The 18558-nt window shown below is 65.3% G+C and carries 18 protein-coding genes; 9 read left to right on the forward strand and 9 right to left on the reverse strand.

Features of this window, described 5'->3' with window-relative positions; translation table 11 throughout:
- Positions 1-184: 184 nt before the first annotated feature.
- Positions 185-1978 carry a 2-isopropylmalate synthase gene (leuA, locus tag OHB12_RS26360; RefSeq protein WP_327111662.1) on the reverse strand — a complete coding sequence of 598 codons (1794 nt, stop codon included), beginning with the start codon at positions 1976-1978 and terminating at the stop codon, positions 185-187.
- 244 nt (positions 1979-2222) lie between these two features.
- On the opposite strand from leuA, the gene OHB12_RS26365 reads away from it, so the two are divergent.
- The 3 genes from OHB12_RS26365 to OHB12_RS26375 all read left to right on the forward strand — a co-directional run bounded on the left by OHB12_RS26365 (position 2223) and on the right by OHB12_RS26375 (position 5927).
- Positions 2223-2990, forward strand: a complete 768-nt coding sequence (locus tag OHB12_RS26365) for a sulfite exporter TauE/SafE family protein (protein WP_327111664.1) — start codon at positions 2223-2225, stop codon at positions 2988-2990.
- A gap of 328 nt (positions 2991-3318) precedes the next feature.
- Complete coding sequence (locus tag OHB12_RS26370) at positions 3319-4956, forward strand: GMC oxidoreductase (protein ID WP_327111667.1); 1638 nt, start codon at positions 3319-3321, stop codon at positions 4954-4956.
- 110 nt (positions 4957-5066) lie between these two features.
- A complete protein-coding gene (locus OHB12_RS26375) occupies positions 5067-5927 on the forward strand; it encodes an ion transporter (RefSeq protein WP_327111669.1) in 861 nt (286 codons plus the stop codon).
- Here OHB12_RS26375 and OHB12_RS26380 read toward each other — a convergent pair.
- A complete protein-coding gene (locus OHB12_RS26380; RefSeq protein WP_327111671.1) occupies positions 5905-7116 on the reverse strand; it encodes a low temperature requirement protein A in 1212 nt (403 codons plus the stop codon). The two genes, OHB12_RS26375 and OHB12_RS26380, sit on opposite strands and share 23 nt — an antisense overlap.
- A gap of 213 nt (positions 7117-7329) precedes the next feature.
- On the opposite strand from OHB12_RS26380, the gene OHB12_RS26385 reads away from it, so the two are divergent.
- Positions 7330-7677, forward strand: coding sequence for a sporulation protein (locus OHB12_RS26385; RefSeq protein WP_327111672.1), 348 nt, complete (start codon positions 7330-7332; stop codon positions 7675-7677).
- Position 7678: 1 nt separating this feature from the next.
- Here the strand turns inward: OHB12_RS26385 and OHB12_RS26390 are convergent, their stop codons facing one another.
- A complete protein-coding gene (locus OHB12_RS26390) occupies positions 7679-7870 on the reverse strand; it encodes a DUF1918 domain-containing protein (protein ID WP_327111674.1) in 192 nt (63 codons plus the stop codon).
- A gap of 64 nt (positions 7871-7934) precedes the next feature.
- Complete coding sequence (locus tag OHB12_RS26395; RefSeq protein ID WP_442799852.1) at positions 7935-8513, reverse strand: TetR/AcrR family transcriptional regulator; 579 nt, start codon at positions 8511-8513, stop codon at positions 7935-7937.
- Positions 8514-8586: 73 nt separating this feature from the next.
- On the opposite strand from OHB12_RS26395, the gene OHB12_RS26400 reads away from it, so the two are divergent.
- Positions 8587-9162 carry a dihydrofolate reductase family protein gene (locus OHB12_RS26400; protein ID WP_327111678.1) on the forward strand — a complete coding sequence of 192 codons (576 nt, stop codon included), beginning with the start codon at positions 8587-8589 and terminating at the stop codon, positions 9160-9162.
- A 193-nt stretch (positions 9163-9355) separates the two neighbouring features.
- On the opposite strand, the gene OHB12_RS26410 is transcribed toward OHB12_RS26400, so the two are convergent.
- On the reverse strand, positions 9356-9769 hold the full coding sequence (locus OHB12_RS26410) for a secondary thiamine-phosphate synthase enzyme YjbQ (protein WP_327111680.1): 414 nt from the start codon (positions 9767-9769) through the stop codon (positions 9356-9358).
- Positions 9770-9933: 164 nt separating this feature from the next.
- Between OHB12_RS26410 and OHB12_RS26415 the strand changes: the two genes are divergently transcribed.
- Positions 9934-11199, forward strand: coding sequence for an aspartate kinase (locus OHB12_RS26415; RefSeq protein WP_327111682.1), 1266 nt, complete (start codon positions 9934-9936; stop codon positions 11197-11199).
- A gap of 3 nt (positions 11200-11202) precedes the next feature.
- Positions 11203-12237 carry an aspartate-semialdehyde dehydrogenase gene (locus OHB12_RS26420; RefSeq protein ID WP_327111684.1) on the forward strand — a complete coding sequence of 345 codons (1035 nt, stop codon included), beginning with the start codon at positions 11203-11205 and terminating at the stop codon, positions 12235-12237.
- 76 nt (positions 12238-12313) lie between these two features.
- On the opposite strand, the gene OHB12_RS26425 is transcribed toward OHB12_RS26420, so the two are convergent.
- Positions 12314-12502, reverse strand: coding sequence for an SbtR family transcriptional regulator (locus OHB12_RS26425; RefSeq protein ID WP_327121490.1), 189 nt, complete (start codon positions 12500-12502; stop codon positions 12314-12316).
- Between OHB12_RS26425 and OHB12_RS26430 the strand changes: the two genes are divergently transcribed.
- Positions 12501-12740, forward strand: coding sequence for a nuclear transport factor 2 family protein (locus tag OHB12_RS26430; protein WP_327111686.1), 240 nt, complete (start codon positions 12501-12503; stop codon positions 12738-12740). The genes OHB12_RS26425 and OHB12_RS26430 overlap by 2 nt on opposite strands.
- A gap of 73 nt (positions 12741-12813) precedes the next feature.
- Here the strand turns inward: OHB12_RS26430 and OHB12_RS26435 are convergent, their stop codons facing one another.
- Positions 12814-14094 carry an RNA-guided endonuclease InsQ/TnpB family protein gene (locus OHB12_RS26435; RefSeq protein ID WP_327111688.1) on the reverse strand — a complete coding sequence of 427 codons (1281 nt, stop codon included), beginning with the start codon at positions 14092-14094 and terminating at the stop codon, positions 12814-12816.
- Positions 14095-14249: 155 nt separating this feature from the next.
- Between OHB12_RS26435 and OHB12_RS26440 the strand changes: the two genes are divergently transcribed.
- The gene (locus tag OHB12_RS26440; RefSeq protein WP_327111690.1) at positions 14250-14381 is read left to right on the forward strand and encodes a hypothetical protein; all 132 of its coding nucleotides are present in this window, start codon (positions 14250-14252) and stop codon (positions 14379-14381) included.
- Between the two features lie 149 nt (positions 14382-14530).
- On the opposite strand, the gene OHB12_RS26445 is transcribed toward OHB12_RS26440, so the two are convergent.
- Together OHB12_RS26445 and OHB12_RS26450 are read right to left on the reverse strand one after the other, a co-directional pair.
- Complete coding sequence (locus OHB12_RS26445) at positions 14531-15880, reverse strand: serine hydrolase domain-containing protein (protein ID WP_327111692.1); 1350 nt, start codon at positions 15878-15880, stop codon at positions 14531-14533.
- Positions 15881-16184: 304 nt separating this feature from the next.
- The gene (locus tag OHB12_RS26450) at positions 16185-18476 is read right to left on the reverse strand and encodes a hypothetical protein (protein ID WP_327111694.1); all 2292 of its coding nucleotides are present in this window, start codon (positions 18474-18476) and stop codon (positions 16185-16187) included.
- Positions 18477-18558 lie beyond the last annotated feature (82 nt).

Genomic DNA, 18558 nt, shown 5'->3' on the forward strand with positions numbered 1-18558 from the left:
CAGAGAGCTCGGCGCTTGAGTGCGGATCCACGCTAGCACGGGGTTCGATGCCTCGTGTCGCGGTATCCGCGGCGGACGGGCCGAGCGACACACGGCCCACATGTGCCCTCCGCCAGCAAGATCGAGAGTCGGGCGCCGGGCAGTCGACCTGCCGCGGCACCCGGCTCTCACGCCGTCCCCGGAATCAGTGGGCGCGATTGACCGCGGACACCACCGCGCGCAGCGACGCGGTCGTGATCGAGGTGGCGATGCCGACGCCCCACACCACCTTGTCGCCGATCGCGCATTCCACGTAGGCGGCGGCCTGGGCGTCGTCGCCCGCGGACATGGCGTGCTCGGAGTAGTCCAGCACCTGAACGTGGAAGCCGACGGCGGCGATCGCGTCGACGAACGACGCGAGCGGTCCGTTGCCGGCGCCGGTGACCTCCTGCTCGACGCCGTCGACCTTGACCACCGCCACGATCGAGTCGACTCCGCCGTCGGTCTCCGACGCGGTGACCTTCTGGCGCATCCGCTCCAGCGGGCGGATCGGACTCAAGTACTCCTCGTGGAAGACGTCCCACATCTCCTTCGGTGTGACCTCGCCGCCCTCGCCGTCGGTGATCTGCTGGATCGCCTGGGAGAACTCGATCTGCAGCCGCCGCGGCAGAGCCAATCCGTGGTCGGTCTTCATGATGTAGGCGACGCCGCCCTTGCCGGACTGCGAGTTGACCCGGATGACGGCCTCGTAGGTGCGGCCCACGTCCTTCGGGTCGATCGGCAGGTAGGGCACCTCCCAGATGATGTCGTCCACGTCCGACCCGGCGGCGTCTGCCCCGGTCTTCATCGCGTCCAAGCCCTTGTTGATGGCGTCCTGGTGACTGCCGGAGAAGGCGGTGTAGACCAGGTCGCCGCCGTACGGGTGGCGTTCGTGCACGGGCAGCTGGTTGCAGTACTCGACGGTGCGTCGGACCTCGTCGATGTCGGAGAAGTTGATCTGCGGGTCCACGCCGCGGGAGAACAGGTTCATCCCCAAGGTGACCAGGCAGACGTTGCCGGTGCGCTCACCGTTGCCGAACAGGCAGCCCTCGATCCGATCGGCGCCCGCCTGGTAACCCAGCTCGGCGGCGGCGACCGCGGTGCCGCGGTCGTTGTGCGGGTGCAGCGACAGCACGATGGAGTCGCGGCGGGCCAGGTTGCGGCTCATCCACTCGATCGAGTCGGCGTAGACGTTCGGGGTGGCCATCTCGACGGTGGCGGGCAGGTTGATGATCAGTGGCTTGTCCGGCGTCGGCGCGATGATCTCGGAGACCGCGTCGCAGACCTCCAGGGCATACTCCAGCTCGGTGCCGGTGTAGGACTCCGGGCTGTACTCGTAGCGCCAATTGGTGTCCGGGTAGCGCCGCTCGATCTCCAGGCACAGCGCCGCGGCATCCGTGGCGATCTTCCTGATAGCCGCCCGGTCGGCGCGGAACACCACTTTCCGCTGCAGGATCGAGGTGGAGTTGTAGAAGTGCACGATCACGTTCTGCGCGCCCGCGCAGGCCTCGAAGGTGCGTTGGATCAGCTCGGGCCGACACTGAGTGAGCACCTGGATGGTCACGTCGTCGGGGATCGCGCCGTCCTCGATGATCTCGCGGACGAAGTCGAAGTCGGTCTGGCTCGCCGAAGGGAAGCCGACCTCGATCTCCTTGTAGCCCATCCGCACCAGCAGGTCGAACATGCGGCGTTTGCGGGCCGGGCTCATCGGGTCGATCAGCGCCTGATTGCCGTCGCGCAGGTCGACGGCGCACCAGCCCGGCGCCCGGTCGATGACCTTGTTCGGCCAGGTGCGGTCGGGCAGCGTGACCAGCTCGACCTCCTCGGCGAACGGCCGATAGCGGAAGGTCGGCATCGAGGAGTTCTTCTGCTTGTTCCAAGCAGGCTGGTCGGTGGGGGTGGGTTTGCTCGGCACGGTGATGGTGCGGGTGCTCGATACGAAGGCGTCAGCAGGGGACATGGGCGATTTTCTCCGAGGGTGTGGTGTATCCCAAAGGACTGTTGGGTCGACCGGCGCGGCAATACCCCGCGACGGGAGCCGGTCCGATCAGACCCCGTCGCGGCGGCCGAGAAGAAGTGCCCGCTGCATGATGTCGGCGAGTTTACCGTGCCGCCATACCGCCGGGAAGGGCGGTCCGGTCGTCGGGGCATCCGACAACACCGCTAGCGTTCGGTCCGATAGTGGGACGTCGGAGGATTTTGCTATGACCTGGCTGGAGCAACTGGCCGTCTTCGGTGCGGGCATCGCGGCGGGCGGTATCAACACGATCGTCGGCTCAGGCACCTTGATCACCTTTCCCGTTCTGCTCGCGTTCGGCGTGCCGCCGGTCACCGCGAACGTCTCGAACACCATAGGCCTGGTCCCCGGCTCGCTCAGCGGTGTGCACGGCTACCGTCGCGAACTCGTCGGCCAGCAGGCCAGGCTGCTGCGGCTGGGTACCGCGTCCTTGCTCGGCGGCATCACCGGGGCTGTGCTGCTGCTCGTGCTGCCCGCGGATGCGTTCAAGGCTATCGTGCCGATTCTGATCATCGCGGCACTTGTGCTGGTTGTGGTGCAGCCGCGGCTGGCGCGCTGGGTCAAGCGACAGCGGGAGAACGACGGCACTCCGGCCCCGGCACACGGCGGTCCGATCCTCTTCGCCGCGATTTACGCGACGGGTGTCTACGGCGGGTACTTCGGCGCCGCCCAGGGCGTGCTGCTGATCGGGTTGCTCGGCGTCTTCGTGCACGAGGACATCCAGCGCCTCAATGGAGTGAAGAACGCGCTCGCGCTGATCGTGAACGGGGTTTCCGCCCTGATCTTCATCGTGGTGGCGGACGTGAACTGGCGGGCGGCTGTGCTGATCGCGCTCGGTTCGATCATCGGTGGTCAGCTCGGTGCGCGGATGGGCAGGCGGATGCCGCCGACCGTGCTGCGCGCGGTCATCGTCGTGGTCGGCGTCATCGCGGTGGTCCGGTTGTTGTCGTCCTAGACGGGCTGGTCCTGCAGCTGGATAGTGCCGCAATACCGAAATCGGGCCGCTGTCAGCCGATCCGGCGAAGTAGGAGCCCGACCACAACCGCTGAGTGCGCCAGTAGTGACGCACCACGTCTGGGAATTCCTGCTGAAGCCTTCGGGAAACACGCCTTTGACGGAGTTCACCAGATTCGAGGGCCCACCACCGGTGGGAAGTTCACCGGCAACTTCCCGCCCCCGGCGCGACCTGCCGGGCCGACGAGCCGCCGTTCGGCGCCTAGGTTCCGCGCGAATAATTGTTCACCGAACGGGAATGCCGGTAATCTGCGCACCGCTAGAACCTGATGACGGAGGTACCTGGGTTGCGTAGACGCGCCTTCTTCAAGGCGGCGGGCAGCGCCGCGCTGCTCGGTGTTGCTGGATCGTCCTTCGGCACGAGCGTCGCATCCGCTGATCCCATGTGGGAGGGGCTGTTTCGCACCTGGGTGCCGGAGATATTCGCGCCGCTTCCCGACCCGCCCGAGCACTCGCCCGCGATCGTGATCGGCTCCGGCTTCGGTGCCGCGGTGACGGCGCTGCGCCTTGCCCAGGCCGGGATCGCCAACACCGTGCTGGAACGCGGTTCGCGCTGGCCCAACGATCCGTGGCGGGAGATCTTCACCGGCGACGACCTGCCCGACGGCCGCGGTTTCTGGCATCGCACGCACTTCACCGGCGTCACCAAGATGCCGATCGGGTGCGCCGACTTCGGCGGCGTGCTGGATTGCACCGAGTACCCGGGTATCGATGTGTGGCGGGCGGCTGCCGTCGGGGGCGGCTCGGTGATCTTCACCGGAGCCATGGTCGCCCCGGAACGTCGCTTCTTCGACCACGTCTTCGGCGGCACCGTCGACTACGGCGAAATGGACCGCGTGTACTACCCGCGGGTGCGGGACATGTTGCGGCTGAGCCCGATGCCCGCGGACATTTACAATTCCTCGCCGTTCGCGCATTCCCGGGCCTGGGACGACCAGGTCCGCAGGGCAGGCTACGAGCCGCAGGCGAACGACTCGATCTTCACCTGGGACATCCTGCGCGCCGAGCTCGCCGGAGCCAGCAGGGCCTCGGCCACGGCGGCGCGGAGCAATCTGGGTAACTCCAACGGCGCCAAGTTCGACCTGAACCAGAACTACCTGAAGTATGCGCAGGACACCGGGCGCAGCCTGGTTTACCCAGGCCATCGGGTCGACGCCATCGCGCAGGAGGCCGGCGGCCGCTATTCGGTCACCGTGCGGAAACTGGCGCCCAGCGGCGACGTGCTCGCAATACGCACGCTCACCTGCGATCGGCTCTTTCTCGGCGCGGGCTCGGTCGGCACCTCGGAGCTGCTGGTCCGCGCTCAGGCCATCGGTGCGCTGCCGCATCTCAACGAACACATCGGCGACGGGTGGGGCACCAACGGCGACGTGGTGCTCGCCCGTGGCGCGAGTGCGCTGGCCGGCCATGGCCAAGGCGTGCCGAGTGCGAGTCGCATCTTCGACGAATCAGGCGCGCCGCTGACCCTGGAGAGCTGGTACATCCCCGGCATCCCGTTCGAGACCGGCGCGCTGGCCTCGCTCGGCATGGTTCTCGACCCGACCCGCACCAGGTTCGGCTACGACAGGGCCACGAACGGCGTAGGGCTCAGCTGGTCCGCGAAGAACCGGGACGACATCGTGGCCGCGGCGAAGGCGGTCGACCACCGGATCGCCGAACGAGCCGGCGCGCTCCTCGAGTACAGCGCGCTCGGTTACGACGCGAACGCGCTGTTCACCGCGCACCCGCTCGGGGGAGCAGTGCTCGGAAGGGCCACCGACAACTACGGGCGCGTGCACGGCCATCCCGGCCTGTATGTGATGGATGGCGCCGCGGTGCCCGGCAGCACCGGAACGGTCAACCCGTCGCTCACCATCACCGCATTGGCCGAGCGCAATATCGAGGCGATCATCCGCGCGGGCCGCTGAGTCCGGAGCGGCGGCGCAACCACACCTACCGGCCCGAATTGCCAGCAGTGCCGAGCGGGTTGTCGGCGTACTACTGTCGGCGACACCGTTCGGCGTCGAAGGGATCCTCAGTGTCCGCTCCCACCACCAGCTCGCGCATAGACAGCTACGGTCTCCGGGAAGTGTCGGAGCCACAGGACTTTCCACGTAAGCCGCCTACGCTGTGGACCGATTTCCTGATGCTGACGCTGGCCGTGGTTTCCGTGGTGTTGGTCGCCTGGATCACCTTCTTCCCGGTCTCCGGCCACACTTATCACACGATCGTGATTGTCGACTGGTCGGTGTGCGCGGTGTTCGCCGCGGAGTTCCTGTGGCGCTGGCGGCGCGCGGGCTGGCCGTGGACCTTCCCGTTCATCTACTGGTACGAGGTCCTCGGCATGATCCCGGTGACCAGCCCGTTCTTCCGCGGTTTCCGCCTGTTGCGGATCGTGGTGATCGTCGTCCGGCTCGGCCGGGTGGCCGACCGCGTCTTCGGCGACCGGGTGACCGCCGCGGTGGTGAACCGGTTCGTGGTGACCATCGTGGACACCATCCGCCGTCCGATGACGATCGCGGTGATGGACGAGGTGGTGCAGGTCCTGCGCACCGGCCACTACACCCGCAATATCGCGGCCGCGCTGGCGGAGAACCGTGCCGAGCTGGACGAGATGATCGTCGACCTGATCAAGAAGGACCCGCAGGCAGGCCGGGTGCGCTACATCCCGTTCCACGACGAGATCATCCGGCTGATCGCCGACACGACGTTCCGCATCGTGTTCCAGGTTCTGGAGGATCCGCGCACCGACGAACTCGTCTCGGATATGTTGCGCGAGAACATCGATCAGATCCGTGACGCGGTCCGCGACGGAGTTCGGGTGCCGCCATCCGCGTATGGTCCGACGCCCGCCGAGAACGGCGTCCGGCACCAGCTCAGTCGTGTGTCGCGTGCCTGATCTCGTCCCTCGGCTGCGCGAATCGGACGGTCTCCCAAGCGATCAGCGCGATCAGCACCACGCAGAGCAGCGCAAGTGATGCCAGTGCGGGCAGCGCACAGGCCAGCGGGAGGAGTGCGAGCAGCACCACGACGGTGACCACTCGGGACACTGTGACGGTGCCCGTCGCGTAGTGCTTGAAACCGACCAACGCGATCAGATACACCACCACACCGCCGTAGAGCGCGTACAGCGGAATTCCATACAGCGCGTCCGTCAGGGTGTGGTGCGACGAGTCGCCGACGTAGTAGAGCACTTTCTTCAGTCCGAGTGACAACCCGATGATCCCGACGATCATCGGGAAATGCCAAAAGGTATAGGAACCCCGCGCGATCTTGATCTGTCGCGCACCCTCGGCGCGCACGAGTTCGTGTTCCACCGACAGGGCGGCCACGTCGAAATACGCCCACCACAGCAGCCCGGAAATAGCGAGACCCAGCATCGAGCCGACCGCGATCGGCCAGGAGATCGGCAGCCCGGCCACTCCGATGCCGATCGAAACGATCGATTCACCGAGCGCGACAATGACGATCAACCCGTATCGCTCGGCGAAATGGGTGGCCGAGTTCAACCGCCAGTCGGTGCCGGCGAACAGCGTCCACAGATAGTCACCCGCGATGGCGGCGATCCACAAGACGATCTGCACGACACCCGATGTCATCGCCGCGATGACCAGCAGCGTGGTGCCGATGGTGATCGAGCCGAGCGCCCAGCGCAGCACCTGGTTGCGCAGTTGCGAGTCCTCGGAACTGGCCAGCCAGTACATACCGACGTGTACCAGTCGCACGATCAGGTAGGCGATCGCGAAAACCAACGGACCGAACCAGCCGCCGGGCAGGTCGCGGAATGCCTCGGGAATGGTGAGCGCGGCGATGAACCCGCCGCCCATCGCGGCGAACATCGCGACCCGTGCGATGCCCTCGTCCGCGCGGACCGTGTTGCCGAGCCAGGAATAGGCGATCCACAGCCACCACATCAGGGCAAGCACGAGCAGCGCACGCAGCATGTTCTTCGCGCTGGTCTCCTCCGCGGCCAGGTCGGTGACCATGGTGAACGCGAAGACGAGCACCAGGTCGAAAAACAGCTCGAGCTGGGTTACCGAGGCGCCTTCGGCCACCGGCTGGAACCGAACCCGTTTGGAACCGATCATGGTGCACATCGTCGCACCCCGGTCGATTCGACGTCGGTTCGATTCGCCGCTCGATGCTCGATTTCACGCGAGGCGCGCGCTCACCTTTTGTTATGCGCTATCGACCTGGAAGGTTCAACCGAAGCGGATCCGACGCTGGGACCATCCGCCTACTATCGGAAACGAATCGGTGCACGGACGGTGTGAGGCCGTCCGTCGGGGCGGGAGGTTGTCATGAAATATGCCGAACTACTGGGGCAAGCGCGAGACGCGATCACCGTGCGCCGGGTTTTCGGGGAGCCGTACGAATCCGACGGGGCCCTGGTAATTCCCGCCGCCTCGGTCGGTGGCGGCGGTGGCGGGGGTGGTGGCACCGGCAACGGCGCCGACGGTCAAGGCGAGGGCGAAGGCCTGGCCTTCGGCATGGGTGCCAAGCCCGTCGGCGCGTTTGCTCTGCGTGACGGACAGCTCACCTGGCACCCGGCCGTGGACGTCAACGCGATCATCGCGACGGTCGGCAATGTGCTGATCGCCGGGATCGTTGCCTTCGCGGTGGTGCGCCTCGGCAGGCGACGCGCCTAGCTCAGTTCGCTACGTCGTGCTCGACGATCGCGTCGGGTCCGGGATACACCAGCGATTCGTGGCCGTCGGTGAAGCGCACCACGTAGGGTGGCGTCCCGTCCGGCCCGCGGACCTCGATGATCTCGCCCTGGCGGTCCCCTTCTCCCACAACGTGGCCGTGCACGCAGAGTCGGTCTCCGACATTCGCCATCATCGCCCCATTATCGAACGGAGTGCGGCGAGTCACAACCACCCCGGGGCAGGCGGCGTGGCGCGCCTCAGGCATCCGTGCTGATCAGGCGCTCGACGGCGGCCTCGATCAGATCCTGACTCTGTTCCTCGGTGAACACTTCCGGCAGGGTGAGCCGGTCGACGATCAGCCAGTTCAGCGCTAGGTAGAGCAGCAGCACCGACTTCTCGTCGCCAGGCAGGCCCGCCTCCAAGTGGTTGCGCACATTGAACTCGATGTCCTTGCGCACCCGCTCGGTCAGCACCGCGCGTAGTTCCGGACGTCGCGTCGCTTCCAGGCGTAGTTCGAGCAGTGCCAGATAGCCGGTGCGGAACGCCTCGATGCGCCCGGCCGTCTCCTTTATCAGTTCGGTGATGTTCGCGCGGTTCTTCGGTCCTCCGGTCAGCTTGGCCATGGTGGCCGCGCTCGGCTGCAACCGCTCGTAGAACCGGCCGCCCGCCTGGGTCAGCAGGTCGTCGCGGTTGGCGAAGTAGTTCGACGCCGTGCCCGCGGGCACGGCCGCCTCCTTGTCCACCGCGCGAAAGGTCAGGCCCCGCGCGCCGTCGCGCGCGAGGACTTCGATCGCCGCGTCGACGAGCGCCTGCCGCCGCTCCGGATTGGTCCGCACTTGACACCACTCCATTCGTAGTACTATCTTCAAATCACTACAGTCAGAGTACAACGGTTTAGGCGGTACTGGTATGCGAAAGCTTGTCTACTACGTCGGTATGTCCCTCGACGGCTATATCGCGGGCCCGGCAGGGGAGTGGGACTTCTATCCGTTCGACGCCGAGATGGTGGCTTGGGGCAAGTCCGAATATCCGGAATTCGTCCCCACCCATGTGCGTTCGGATGCCGGAATGGCGGTGGACGAGCCGAATAAACGGTGTGACACCGTGGTGATGGGCCGCGGGACGTACGAGCCCGCGCTGTCGATCGACGTGACCAGTCCGTACGCCCACATGAAGCAGTACGTGGTGTCGAGGACGCTGGGCCGGATCGACGACCCGGCTGTCGAACTTATCGAGCGGAACCCGGTCGAGCTCGTACAACGGCTCAAGCGGGAAGCCGGCGGCGATATCTGGCTCGCGGGTGGAGGCAAGCTCGCCGCCGAACTGCTCGGCGAACTCGACGAGATGATCATCAAGAGCTACCCGGTCGTAGCAGGTGGGGGCGTCCCCGCCTTCTCGGGTGCGTTCCGACCGACATTGTTCACCCCGGCCCAGCGTAGGGAGTTCGGCAACGGCGCACAGGTCACGTGGTTCACCAGGGCCTGACCCTCTGCCACACGACGTCCATCGAAAGAGGTATCCCATGCGAAAACTCGTCTACTACGTCGGCCTCTCGCTCGACGGTTATATCGCTGGCCCGAACGGTGAGATCGACTTCTTACCGATCGCGGACGACATGTGGGAATGGTTCCGCGCATGTCGGCCAGGGCGCCGTCCGGCACCCCGACGACGGGGTGCGTCAGCCCGCGTCGGCGAGGAACGACAGCCGCACCTGTCGGTCCGGATTGTCGATATTGAGATCGACCAGCGCGATGGACTGCCAGGTGCCCAGCGCAAGCGTGCCGTCGAGCACCGGAATCGTCGCGTAGGGCGCGATCACCGCGGGCATCACATGCGAGCGGCCGTGCCCGCGTGAGCCGTGGGCGTGCCGCCACCGGTCGTCGGCGGGCAACAGATCCCGCAGCGCGGCAAGCAGGTCGTCGTCGCTGTGCGCGCCCAACTCCAGTACCGCGATCCCGGCAGTGGCATGCGGCACGAAGATGTGCAACAGCCCGTCGCCACCGGCCTCGCGGACGAATGTCGCGCACTGCGGAGTGATGTCCCGCACCACCTCGCTGTGGCCCGTTCGCACGTCGAGCAGCATGCTCATCATCTGCACATCGTCCCTCATTTTCGGTGGCGTGGGCGGCGTCGTCGGGATCCGATACGACTGTGGTCTTTTGCACAGGCCGGGCAGGTAGTAATAAAACCGCTGGGCCCCGGCCGGTAGTCTGGGTGACTGTTACCTGCTGATCGTCGATCGGGGAGGACCCTGTCGTGGCTCTCGTTGTTCAGAAGTACGGAGGATCCTCGGTGGCGACCGCCGAGCGCATCCGGCGCGTCGCTGAACGGATCGTGGAGACGAGAAAGCAGGGCCACGAGGTGGTGGTCGTCTGCTCGGCCATGGGCGACACCACTGACGAGCTGCTCGATCTCGCGCAGCAGGTTGCGCCATCGCCGCCCGCCCGCGAGATGGACATGCTGCTCACCTCCGGTGAGCGGATCTCCAATGCGCTGGTCGCCATGGCGATCCACTCCCTCGGCGCCGAGGCCCGCTCGTTCACCGGCTCGCAGGCGGGCGTGATCACCACGGGCGCGCACGGCAACGCCAAGATCATCGACGTGACCCCGGGCCGCGTCCGTGACGCGCTCGACGAGGGCCTCGTCGTGCTGGTCGCGGGCTTCCAAGGGGTGAGTCAGGACAGCAGGGACGTCACCACGCTTGGCCGCGGCGGCTCGGACACCACCGCGGTCGCGCTGGCCGCGGCGCTGCACGCGGACGTCTGCGAGATCTACACCGATGTGGACGGCGTCTTCACCGCCGACCCGAGGATCGTGCCCGACGCACAGCGGCTCGAGCAGGTCTCCTACGAAGAGATGCTGGAACTCGCGGCCTGCGGCGCCAAAGTGCTGATGCTGCGCTGCGTCGAATACGCCCGCCGCTACAACGTGCCCGTGCATGTGCGCTCGTCCTACACCGACAAGCAGGGCACCTACGTTTACGGATCGATGGAGGACATCCCCTTGGAGCAAGCACTCCTCACCGGCGTCGCGCACGACCGCAGCGAGGCCAAGGTGACCGTCGTCGGGCTGCCGGACGAACCGGGCTTCGCCGCCAAGGTGTTCCGCGCCGTCGCCGACGCCGAGATCAACATCGACATGGTCCTGCAGAACATCTCGAAGGTCGAGACCGGCAAGACCGACATCACCTTCACGCTGCCGAAGAGCGAGGGTGCCCGCGCGGTCGAGATGCTGACCGAGCGCCAGGACGAGATCGGCTTCTACCAGGTGCTCTACGACGACCACATCGGCAAGGTTTCCCTGGTCGGCGCCGGTATGAAGAGCCACCCCGGCGTCACGGCCACCTTCTGTGAGGCGCTCGCCAAGGCGGGTGTGAACATCGACCTCATCTCCACGTCGGAGATCCGGATCTCCGTTCTGGTCAAGGACACCGAACTGGACGAGGCGGTCAAGGTGCTGCACAAGGCCTTCGATCTGGGCGGCGACGAGGTGGCCGTGGTCCACGCGGGAACAGGACGGTAAGCCATGGGAATTCGAGTAGGCGTCGTCGGCGCGACCGGACAGGTCGGCGCCGTCATGCGGAAACTGCTGGAGGAGCGCAACTTCCCGGCCGACGAGGTGCGGTTCTTCGCCTCCTCGCGTTCGGCGGGCAAGACGCTGCCCTGGCGCGGCCGCGAGCTCGTCGTCGAGGACACCGAGACCGCCGATCCATCCGGGCTGGACATCGCGCTGTTCTCCGCAGGGGCGACCATGTCCCGGGTGCAGGCCCCGCGCTTCGCCGCGGCCGGCGTCACGGTGATCGACAACTCCTCGGCTTGGCGCAAGGACCCCGAGGTCCCGCTGGTGGTCAGCGAGGTCAACCCTGAGCAGGCCCGCAACCTGATCAAGGGCATCATCGCCAACCCCAACTGCACCACCATGGCCGCCATGCCGGTGCTCAAGCCGCTGCACGACATCGCGGGCCTGCGTCGCCTGATCGTGTCCAGCTATCAAGCGGTGTCCGGCAGCGGCCTTGCCGGAGTCGACGAGCTGGCCGGCCAGGCACGTGCGGTGATCGACGATGCCGAGAAGCTGACCCACGACGGCCGCGCCGTCGACTTTCCCGCACCGAACAAGTACGTCGCGCCGATCGCGTTCAACGTGCTTCCGTTGGCCGGGGCGCTGGTCGACGACGGCTCCGGCGAGACGGACGAGGACCAGAAGCTGCGCAACGAGAGCCGCAAGATTCTCGGCATCCCGGATCTCGCGGTGAGCGGCACCTGCGTGCGCGTCCCTGTCTTCACCGGCCACTCGCTGTCGGTGAATGCCGAGTTCGCCGAGCCGCTTTCGGTCGCGCGCGCCAAGGAGATCCTGGCGAAGGCCCCCGGCGTGAAGCTGGTCGACGTGCCCACCCCGCTGGCCGCCGCGGGCATCGACGACTCCCTCGTCGGCCGTATCCGCCAGGACCCCGGCGTCCCTGACGGCCGCGGACTCGCCCTGTTCATCTCGGGTGACAACCTGCGAAAGGGCGCCGCCCTCAACACCATTCAGATCGCCGAGGTATTGCTCAGCGACCGCTGAGAAATGGGTATCGGGGCGCACTCATGTCGTCGGCTTGTGCGTAGACCTGGATCGCCGACGGCCGGAGACGCTGTGTTCAGCGGGCGCGCAGCCCGTCGAAGACGACCGCGAATGTGCGGTTGCGCTGGGCAGGGGTGGCGCTGGTGCTGTGGGTGGCGAGGAAAGCGCCTTTGAGGATTCGCATCAGGTCGTCGGTTTCGATGTCGGTGCGGACGGCGCCCGCTTGCTGGGCGCGAGTCAGCAGCGTGCCGATTGCCGTACGAATGGTGGCGACAGAGTCGGTGGAAAGTTCGCGTGAGCTGGTCGAGAAGTTGTTCGGTCGGCTCCGGCATCGTGATGCGGATGCGTTCGTCGAGCTGTTCGCGCCCGACGGGGTGTTCGAGATCCCCTTCGTAGTTCCGGGCATCCCAGCTCGGCTGGACGGGCGTGACGCGATTCGCGAGCACCTGGCGCAGCGGTGGTCGGGGCTGTCCGGCAGTGCACGGCATCCATCCGTTGCGTGAGTTTCAGCGCTTGTCGGCGCTGAGGCTCTTCCTGCGTCGTCGACTGCTGCCCGGCCCGGAAAAGGCCGTGGTCTTACGCGGTCTCGGCGAGGCGTTTCACCTCTCCGGGGAACTTCCCGGCGAGGACCACATGTTCGGGTTCGGTGTCGGCGAGCATCGCGGCCAGCAGGTTCCCGGCCGCGTTGTGGTCACGGTCATGCACCACACCGCAGCCGCGACATTCCCAGGTCCGGTCGGCCAGGGTTAAGCCGTGTTCGACTCGCCGGCAGGCACCGCAGGTCTTCGACGAGGCGAACCAGCGGTCGGCCTTCCACACCCTGGACCCGTACCAGCGGGCCTTGTACTCCAGTAGACGCACGAACTCGGCGAACCCGGCATCGCAAATCGCGCGCGCCAGTCTCCGGTTGGCGGCCATACCTTTGACATTCAATGTCTCCACCGCGATGGCCGTCTTGGTTCTCGCCAACCTCGTAGTGGTTTTGTGCAGAAAATCCTTCCGCTGGTCGGCGACCCGCAGATGCCGCCGCGCCACCCGTACCCGGGTCTTGTTCCAGTTGTTCGACTTCGGTCGGCAGCGTGCGAGTTTCCGGTTCGCGCGGCGTAACGCCCGCTGCGCTCGGGCCAGGGGTTTGGGCGCGTGGATCTCCTCGCGGCCTCCGTCGTCGTCGGCAATCACCGCGAAGGTCTTCAACCCCAGATCGATCCCGGATTTCGGGGCGCCGCCGGGCACCCGGCGGCGGGTGTTGAGCTTGTCGCGGTCGACCTCGATCTGGAACGAGATCCACCACCGCCCGGTCTGTTCACGCACCGTGGCCCCGAGAATCCGGGCACGCCCGTCGGTCACTCTGTGCGTGAGCCAGGACATGTCCTCCCGGGTGGCCACCTGTCCGATCCCGGGCAGCCACACACTGCGGGGGCTGAGGGGTTTGGCGCGGTCGGCATCGTAGCGAAATCGGCTGCTGTCCTTGCGTTTACGCCAGGTCGGGAACCCGACTCGCGGACCCTTGCGTTTGCCGGTCTTGGATTGCAGGTAGTTGGCGAACCCGGCCGCCCGCACCCGACACGCCTCCTTGGGCACCCGCGACGACAGCATATTCTCGGTGAACCACGGGAACCGGGACCGATGCGTCGCGCGCCATTCCTTCTCCAGCGCGGGCGCGGTCCACGGCATCCTGGTCAACTGCTCACCGGTGAAACCGTAGGACTCCTCGGCCTTGCGCTGCGCCCACTTCTTGACCACCGTCTCCAAACAGAAGTTCTCCACCACCCGCGACAACCCCGCATGCCGACCCATCAACACCGCATGCTCCGGATCGGGAGCGAGCTCGAAACGCACCCCCTGCTTGTGACTCACCCACACCCCGCGATCCCCCAGGCCCGCACCGAATCGAACATACAGACGATAGCCGAGAAACATAGACAAACACAGAAGAACAAGCGAGCAGCTTTGAACCCCAGGTCTACGAGACCACCGACCCCGGGGTCTTTCTGGTGGAGAACGAGGTCGACATGACGCACCCCGGCGCCGAGCGAGCCCGCGTTCGCACATCGGTCAACGTGATTCGGGTCAGAGACGGCAAGGTGGTGCTGTTCCGCGATTACATGAACACCGCGCGGTTCGCAGGTCTCGCCGCCCGCTGAGCGGGCCGGAAGGCACGCGTCCGGGCTCGGTCGTGCTGTCGGCCTGCGCCGATAACGAACCAGATCAGTAGGAACGGGCTCCCTGACGCGCAGGGCCGGGCCAGGCGAAACCGTCATGGTCTGCGTCCGGCCGCATGTGGTGACGTGACTCAGCGGATGCCGGGGGTCCACGGTTCGGGTCCGAGGCAGGCGAGGATGGCGCAGCCTGGTGCGGTGTCGGCGAACGGCGGCGCCAGCGGGTAGCTCAGGCAGGCGAAGACGTTGCAGCTCGGGTAGGCGGACGGACCGATGCCGAACACCGCGAGCAGGATGTTCACGTCGACGAAGCGGCGAGGGTCCAGCCGGACCGGCGGTTCGATGTAGGGGCCTGGATCCGGCACCGGTCGGTCGTAGAACGCGGCGAACAGTCTGCGGAAGAACTCGTAGGGCAGTTCCTGGGTGTTCTGTACGACCCCGCTGACGCCGTGGCCGCTGACGTTTCCAAAGACGCCCGTCCACACCACGGTGAGATCGAGGCTCGGAATGATGAATACGTCCTGCAGGCCGAGTCCCGACATCGCATATATGTCGGTGGGCAGGAAGTCGGCAATCTCGATACAGCCAGGCCCGAGCCAGAACAGGTACCCGTAGCACGGGTTCGTGGGCGAGGGCTCGCGGGCCTTTCGCAGGTAGTCGGTGGATACGATCTGCTGCGCGCCCCACTGCCCGTTGTTGCTCACCAGAAGACCGAGCTTGGCGAAATCGTTCGGCGGGATCATCAGATGCGCGTAGCCGTAGGTGTGTCCGGCGCGGTCGCGGGCCCAGTAGTAGTCGCTGCGAGGAATGCCCAGCGGCTCGAATAGCTCACGTTGTGCGAACTGTTGCAATGGTTCCCCGACGGCCAGCTCGATCACGTACGAGAGCAGGTCGACATTGCGCTGGCTGTATGTGAAGACGGTGCCAGGCGGATTGTCCAGCAACACGCCCAGTGCCTGCACCGCACTGTTCGGGTCGATCGGAATCACGCCGGTGATGCCTTCCGTCAGCACCCCGACCCGCATGCCCGACGTCTCGGTGAGCAGGTTCTCCACGGTGATGGAGCGGTGTTCCGCGTCGCCGAGTCCTGCGGGCAGATAGCGATCGATCGGCGCCTGAAGATCGAGTTTTCCTTGGTCCCAGGCGATTCCGGCGATAACGGAGACAACGCTCTTGGTCGCGCTCCAGATGTTCCACGCGACGTCGCCGGTCTGATCGTTCGTCGGCCCCTCGCCGATCAGGCAGTTGTGCCGGAACACCTGCACATTGAAACGGTTTCGCTCGCTCGCGAACGTCAGCGCATCCTGAAGCCTCGCGGCGTCCAACCCGACCTGCTCCGGCGCGGCCCGTTCCGGGTCGCGTCCCGAGGTGACCGCGCACCGCACCTGGTCGTCGGTCGCGGCGTGCGCGGTCGCGGTGAACACGTTGCCCGCCACCAGCGAAAACGTCGCGATCCCCACTAGGAGTCCACCGAAACGCCACATGCTGATGAGGCTAGCGCCCCGGGCCCTGCGGCAGTGGGCAACAGGCGGGGCGATTCGGGCGAACTTGTTCTTCGAAGCAGGTGGTCTCATGCTTGCGGCGATCAGGTCGGCGCGCCGTCTCGGCCGGCACTAGCGAAGGACGTCCGCACCTGGATCGCCAACTGGAACAATGACCGGAAACCATTCACCTGGCACAAGACCGCCGAGGAAATCCTCGACTCTCTCGCCAAATATATGGCGAAGATTTCAGGACCACGACACTAGAAGCGTGGCGGGGACGATAAATCGTGGCTGGCCCCAAACCTTAGATCTTCGGTGGCGTAATGGGTGATGGACCGGCGGGCTGTGCTCGGCTCACGGTCGGCGGCGGTGGTGCCGCGGATCCAGGGTTGGTATTGGTGCCGACATCCATACCGGTTGGGTGGAAGTAGCCCGCGAAATTCCGGTACTTCTCGATCAGAGGGGGATTGTTGGGATCCAATGGAACGAGTTGACCGTTGTCCAGGATTTGTAGACCGTTCTGGTTGTTGACGATCAGCGCGCTGTGGTTCTCCCACTGCGCGACATCGCCCGTCTTCAGCTGGGCGACATCGTTTATCGTCGACCACGGATGGTTCGGTGTCGACTCACCCGGGGTTCCCGAATACGCGGCTGCCGCATCGATGGCGACATTTTGCTGCTGCCGTTGCAAAGCCTCCGCGACGGTCGACGATACCTGCACGGTCGACGTGTCCGGCAATGCGTAATCCACCATCGCACCCGGCGACGTTACCGCCGGCGGGGCACCCGCGTAGGTCGGCGCCGTCACCGCGGGAGCAGTAGGCGCCTGAGCGGCGGGATAGGTGGGCGCGGTCGCGGCGCGGTGCTGGTCGCGGCTCCGGTCCCCGGACGAATCCATGTGATCGGAGCCTTTGTCGTCGCTGGGTTGGGGACGCATTTGATTCCCCATCTGCCCCAGAGTGGACGCCATCAGCAGCGGCGTCAGATCGGGGGCGCTACCGCCATGAGGTGGGGCCGCGGCAGTATTGGCGGGCGGGATCGCGCCGATCCCCGACCCGTTTCCGGAACCAGGCTGCAGCTCCGCCTGCACAAGAGAACCAAGGTCCGCGCTCGACGATGTATCACCACTACCGTTGCCCCCCAGAATATCCGAGGGCTCTTCCGCGGAGCCCGAAAGAAGGTCGTCGAAGTTCGACGAGAGATCCTCGTTCTGGGCACCGACTGATTGTGTGGAATTGGTCGGTGCAACGTAAGGGTCACTCGTTGGCGTTGGCGTTGGCGTTGGCGTTGGCGTTGGCGTTGGCGTTGGCGTTGGTGTTGGTGTTGGTGGCGTTGCACCGCTGTCGCTGTCTTTGCCGTCGCCGCCGCTGTCGCTGTCTTTGCTGTCGTCGCTGTCTTTGCCGTCCCCGCCCTGGCCTTCCTTTTCGGTGGGGTACCCCGGGAAGTCCCCGAACCGTTTCGCGTATTCCTCGGACCGGTTGGCGTAGTCGACGACTTTGTCTACGCAGTCCTGGACAGCTAGTTTGACGATGTGGTAAACCTGCGTTTCCTCGGCAACATTTTGGATACCGAACTCGGTGTAAGCCGGCTGTTTTTCATCGACGTCGACGCCATCTTTAAGTGTGGCCCAGACATCTTCATGGGCTTGTTGAATCGTGTCGTACATACTCTTGTATGTACGGTAATTTTCTAGCTCGAGTTTCTCGTCCGCTAGTTTGAATTCCTCGTCCATGTCGTGCCACCGACCTGCCAGATCGCTGAGAAAATCTCCGGCTGATTGGTATGCCTCTACGGCTGCGCCCTTTGCGCTGGATTCGGAGTTCCTGAGTTCGAGCTCTGCCGCTGTTTGCGGATCGACGAAATCGCCTAGGTTGTCATCCCAGGGATTATTGTCCTCGCCCTCGTCTGGAGACTGCAAGGCCTCCGGCTTCTTGCCCGCACCCATTTGGAACATCAAATAGCTGAGCTGAGAGTTCGCCAAATCGATGAACGTCTTCAGCTCGTCCGACGCCTTGCCGGGGGGGACTTTGATCTTTAGCGGGAAGTCTTTGAGTTTGCTGCCTTTCTTTGGATCACGAGACATGCTTCTCGCGTAATCTTCGTAGGCGATTTTTTCGGAACTTGCGTCTCGGTCGAACCAGAGAACGTTTTTATCGTCTTTGCTGATATTGCCGGACCAATTGTCGCCTAGATCGTGTTTGACCCCAACGATGTGGCCGTCGTTTGTAAGAGCGAACTGTGAAACGTGCTGGTCGTCACTGTTATCATCGTCCCAGTCATCATATTTATCGTCATCGTCGTAGCCGCCCCCTCGGTTTTCCTTGTCGCCAGGATCCGCTGCCCAGATCTCGTTGTCATCCTTATTGTGGAGCTCGAGCCGATACTCGCCGTGACCCGTCCAGCTTTCGGTTTCGAATACGATTTCGGTGGCGTCGCCTGCGTCCACTGTCGAGACAATATCTCCACTCGGGACGTGCTCGGTGACCATCTTTCCGTCCCGGAGCCCCAGCCTGTACTGACCGTTCGGCGAGTACAGCCAGTCCCCCTCCTTGAGGGTATCGTCCGGTTTGAGGATGCCGCTCTTATTGTCAGTCATCAGAACTTCCCTTATCGCACGCGCCATGCCGAACTGATTGCGAGTCGGCAACAGTCATTTCGAATCCCCCTACCCAGATGCC

It is taken from the genome of Nocardia sp. NBC_01730, assembly GCF_035920445.1.
GTDB lineage: Bacteria > Actinomycetota > Actinomycetes > Mycobacteriales > Mycobacteriaceae > Nocardia.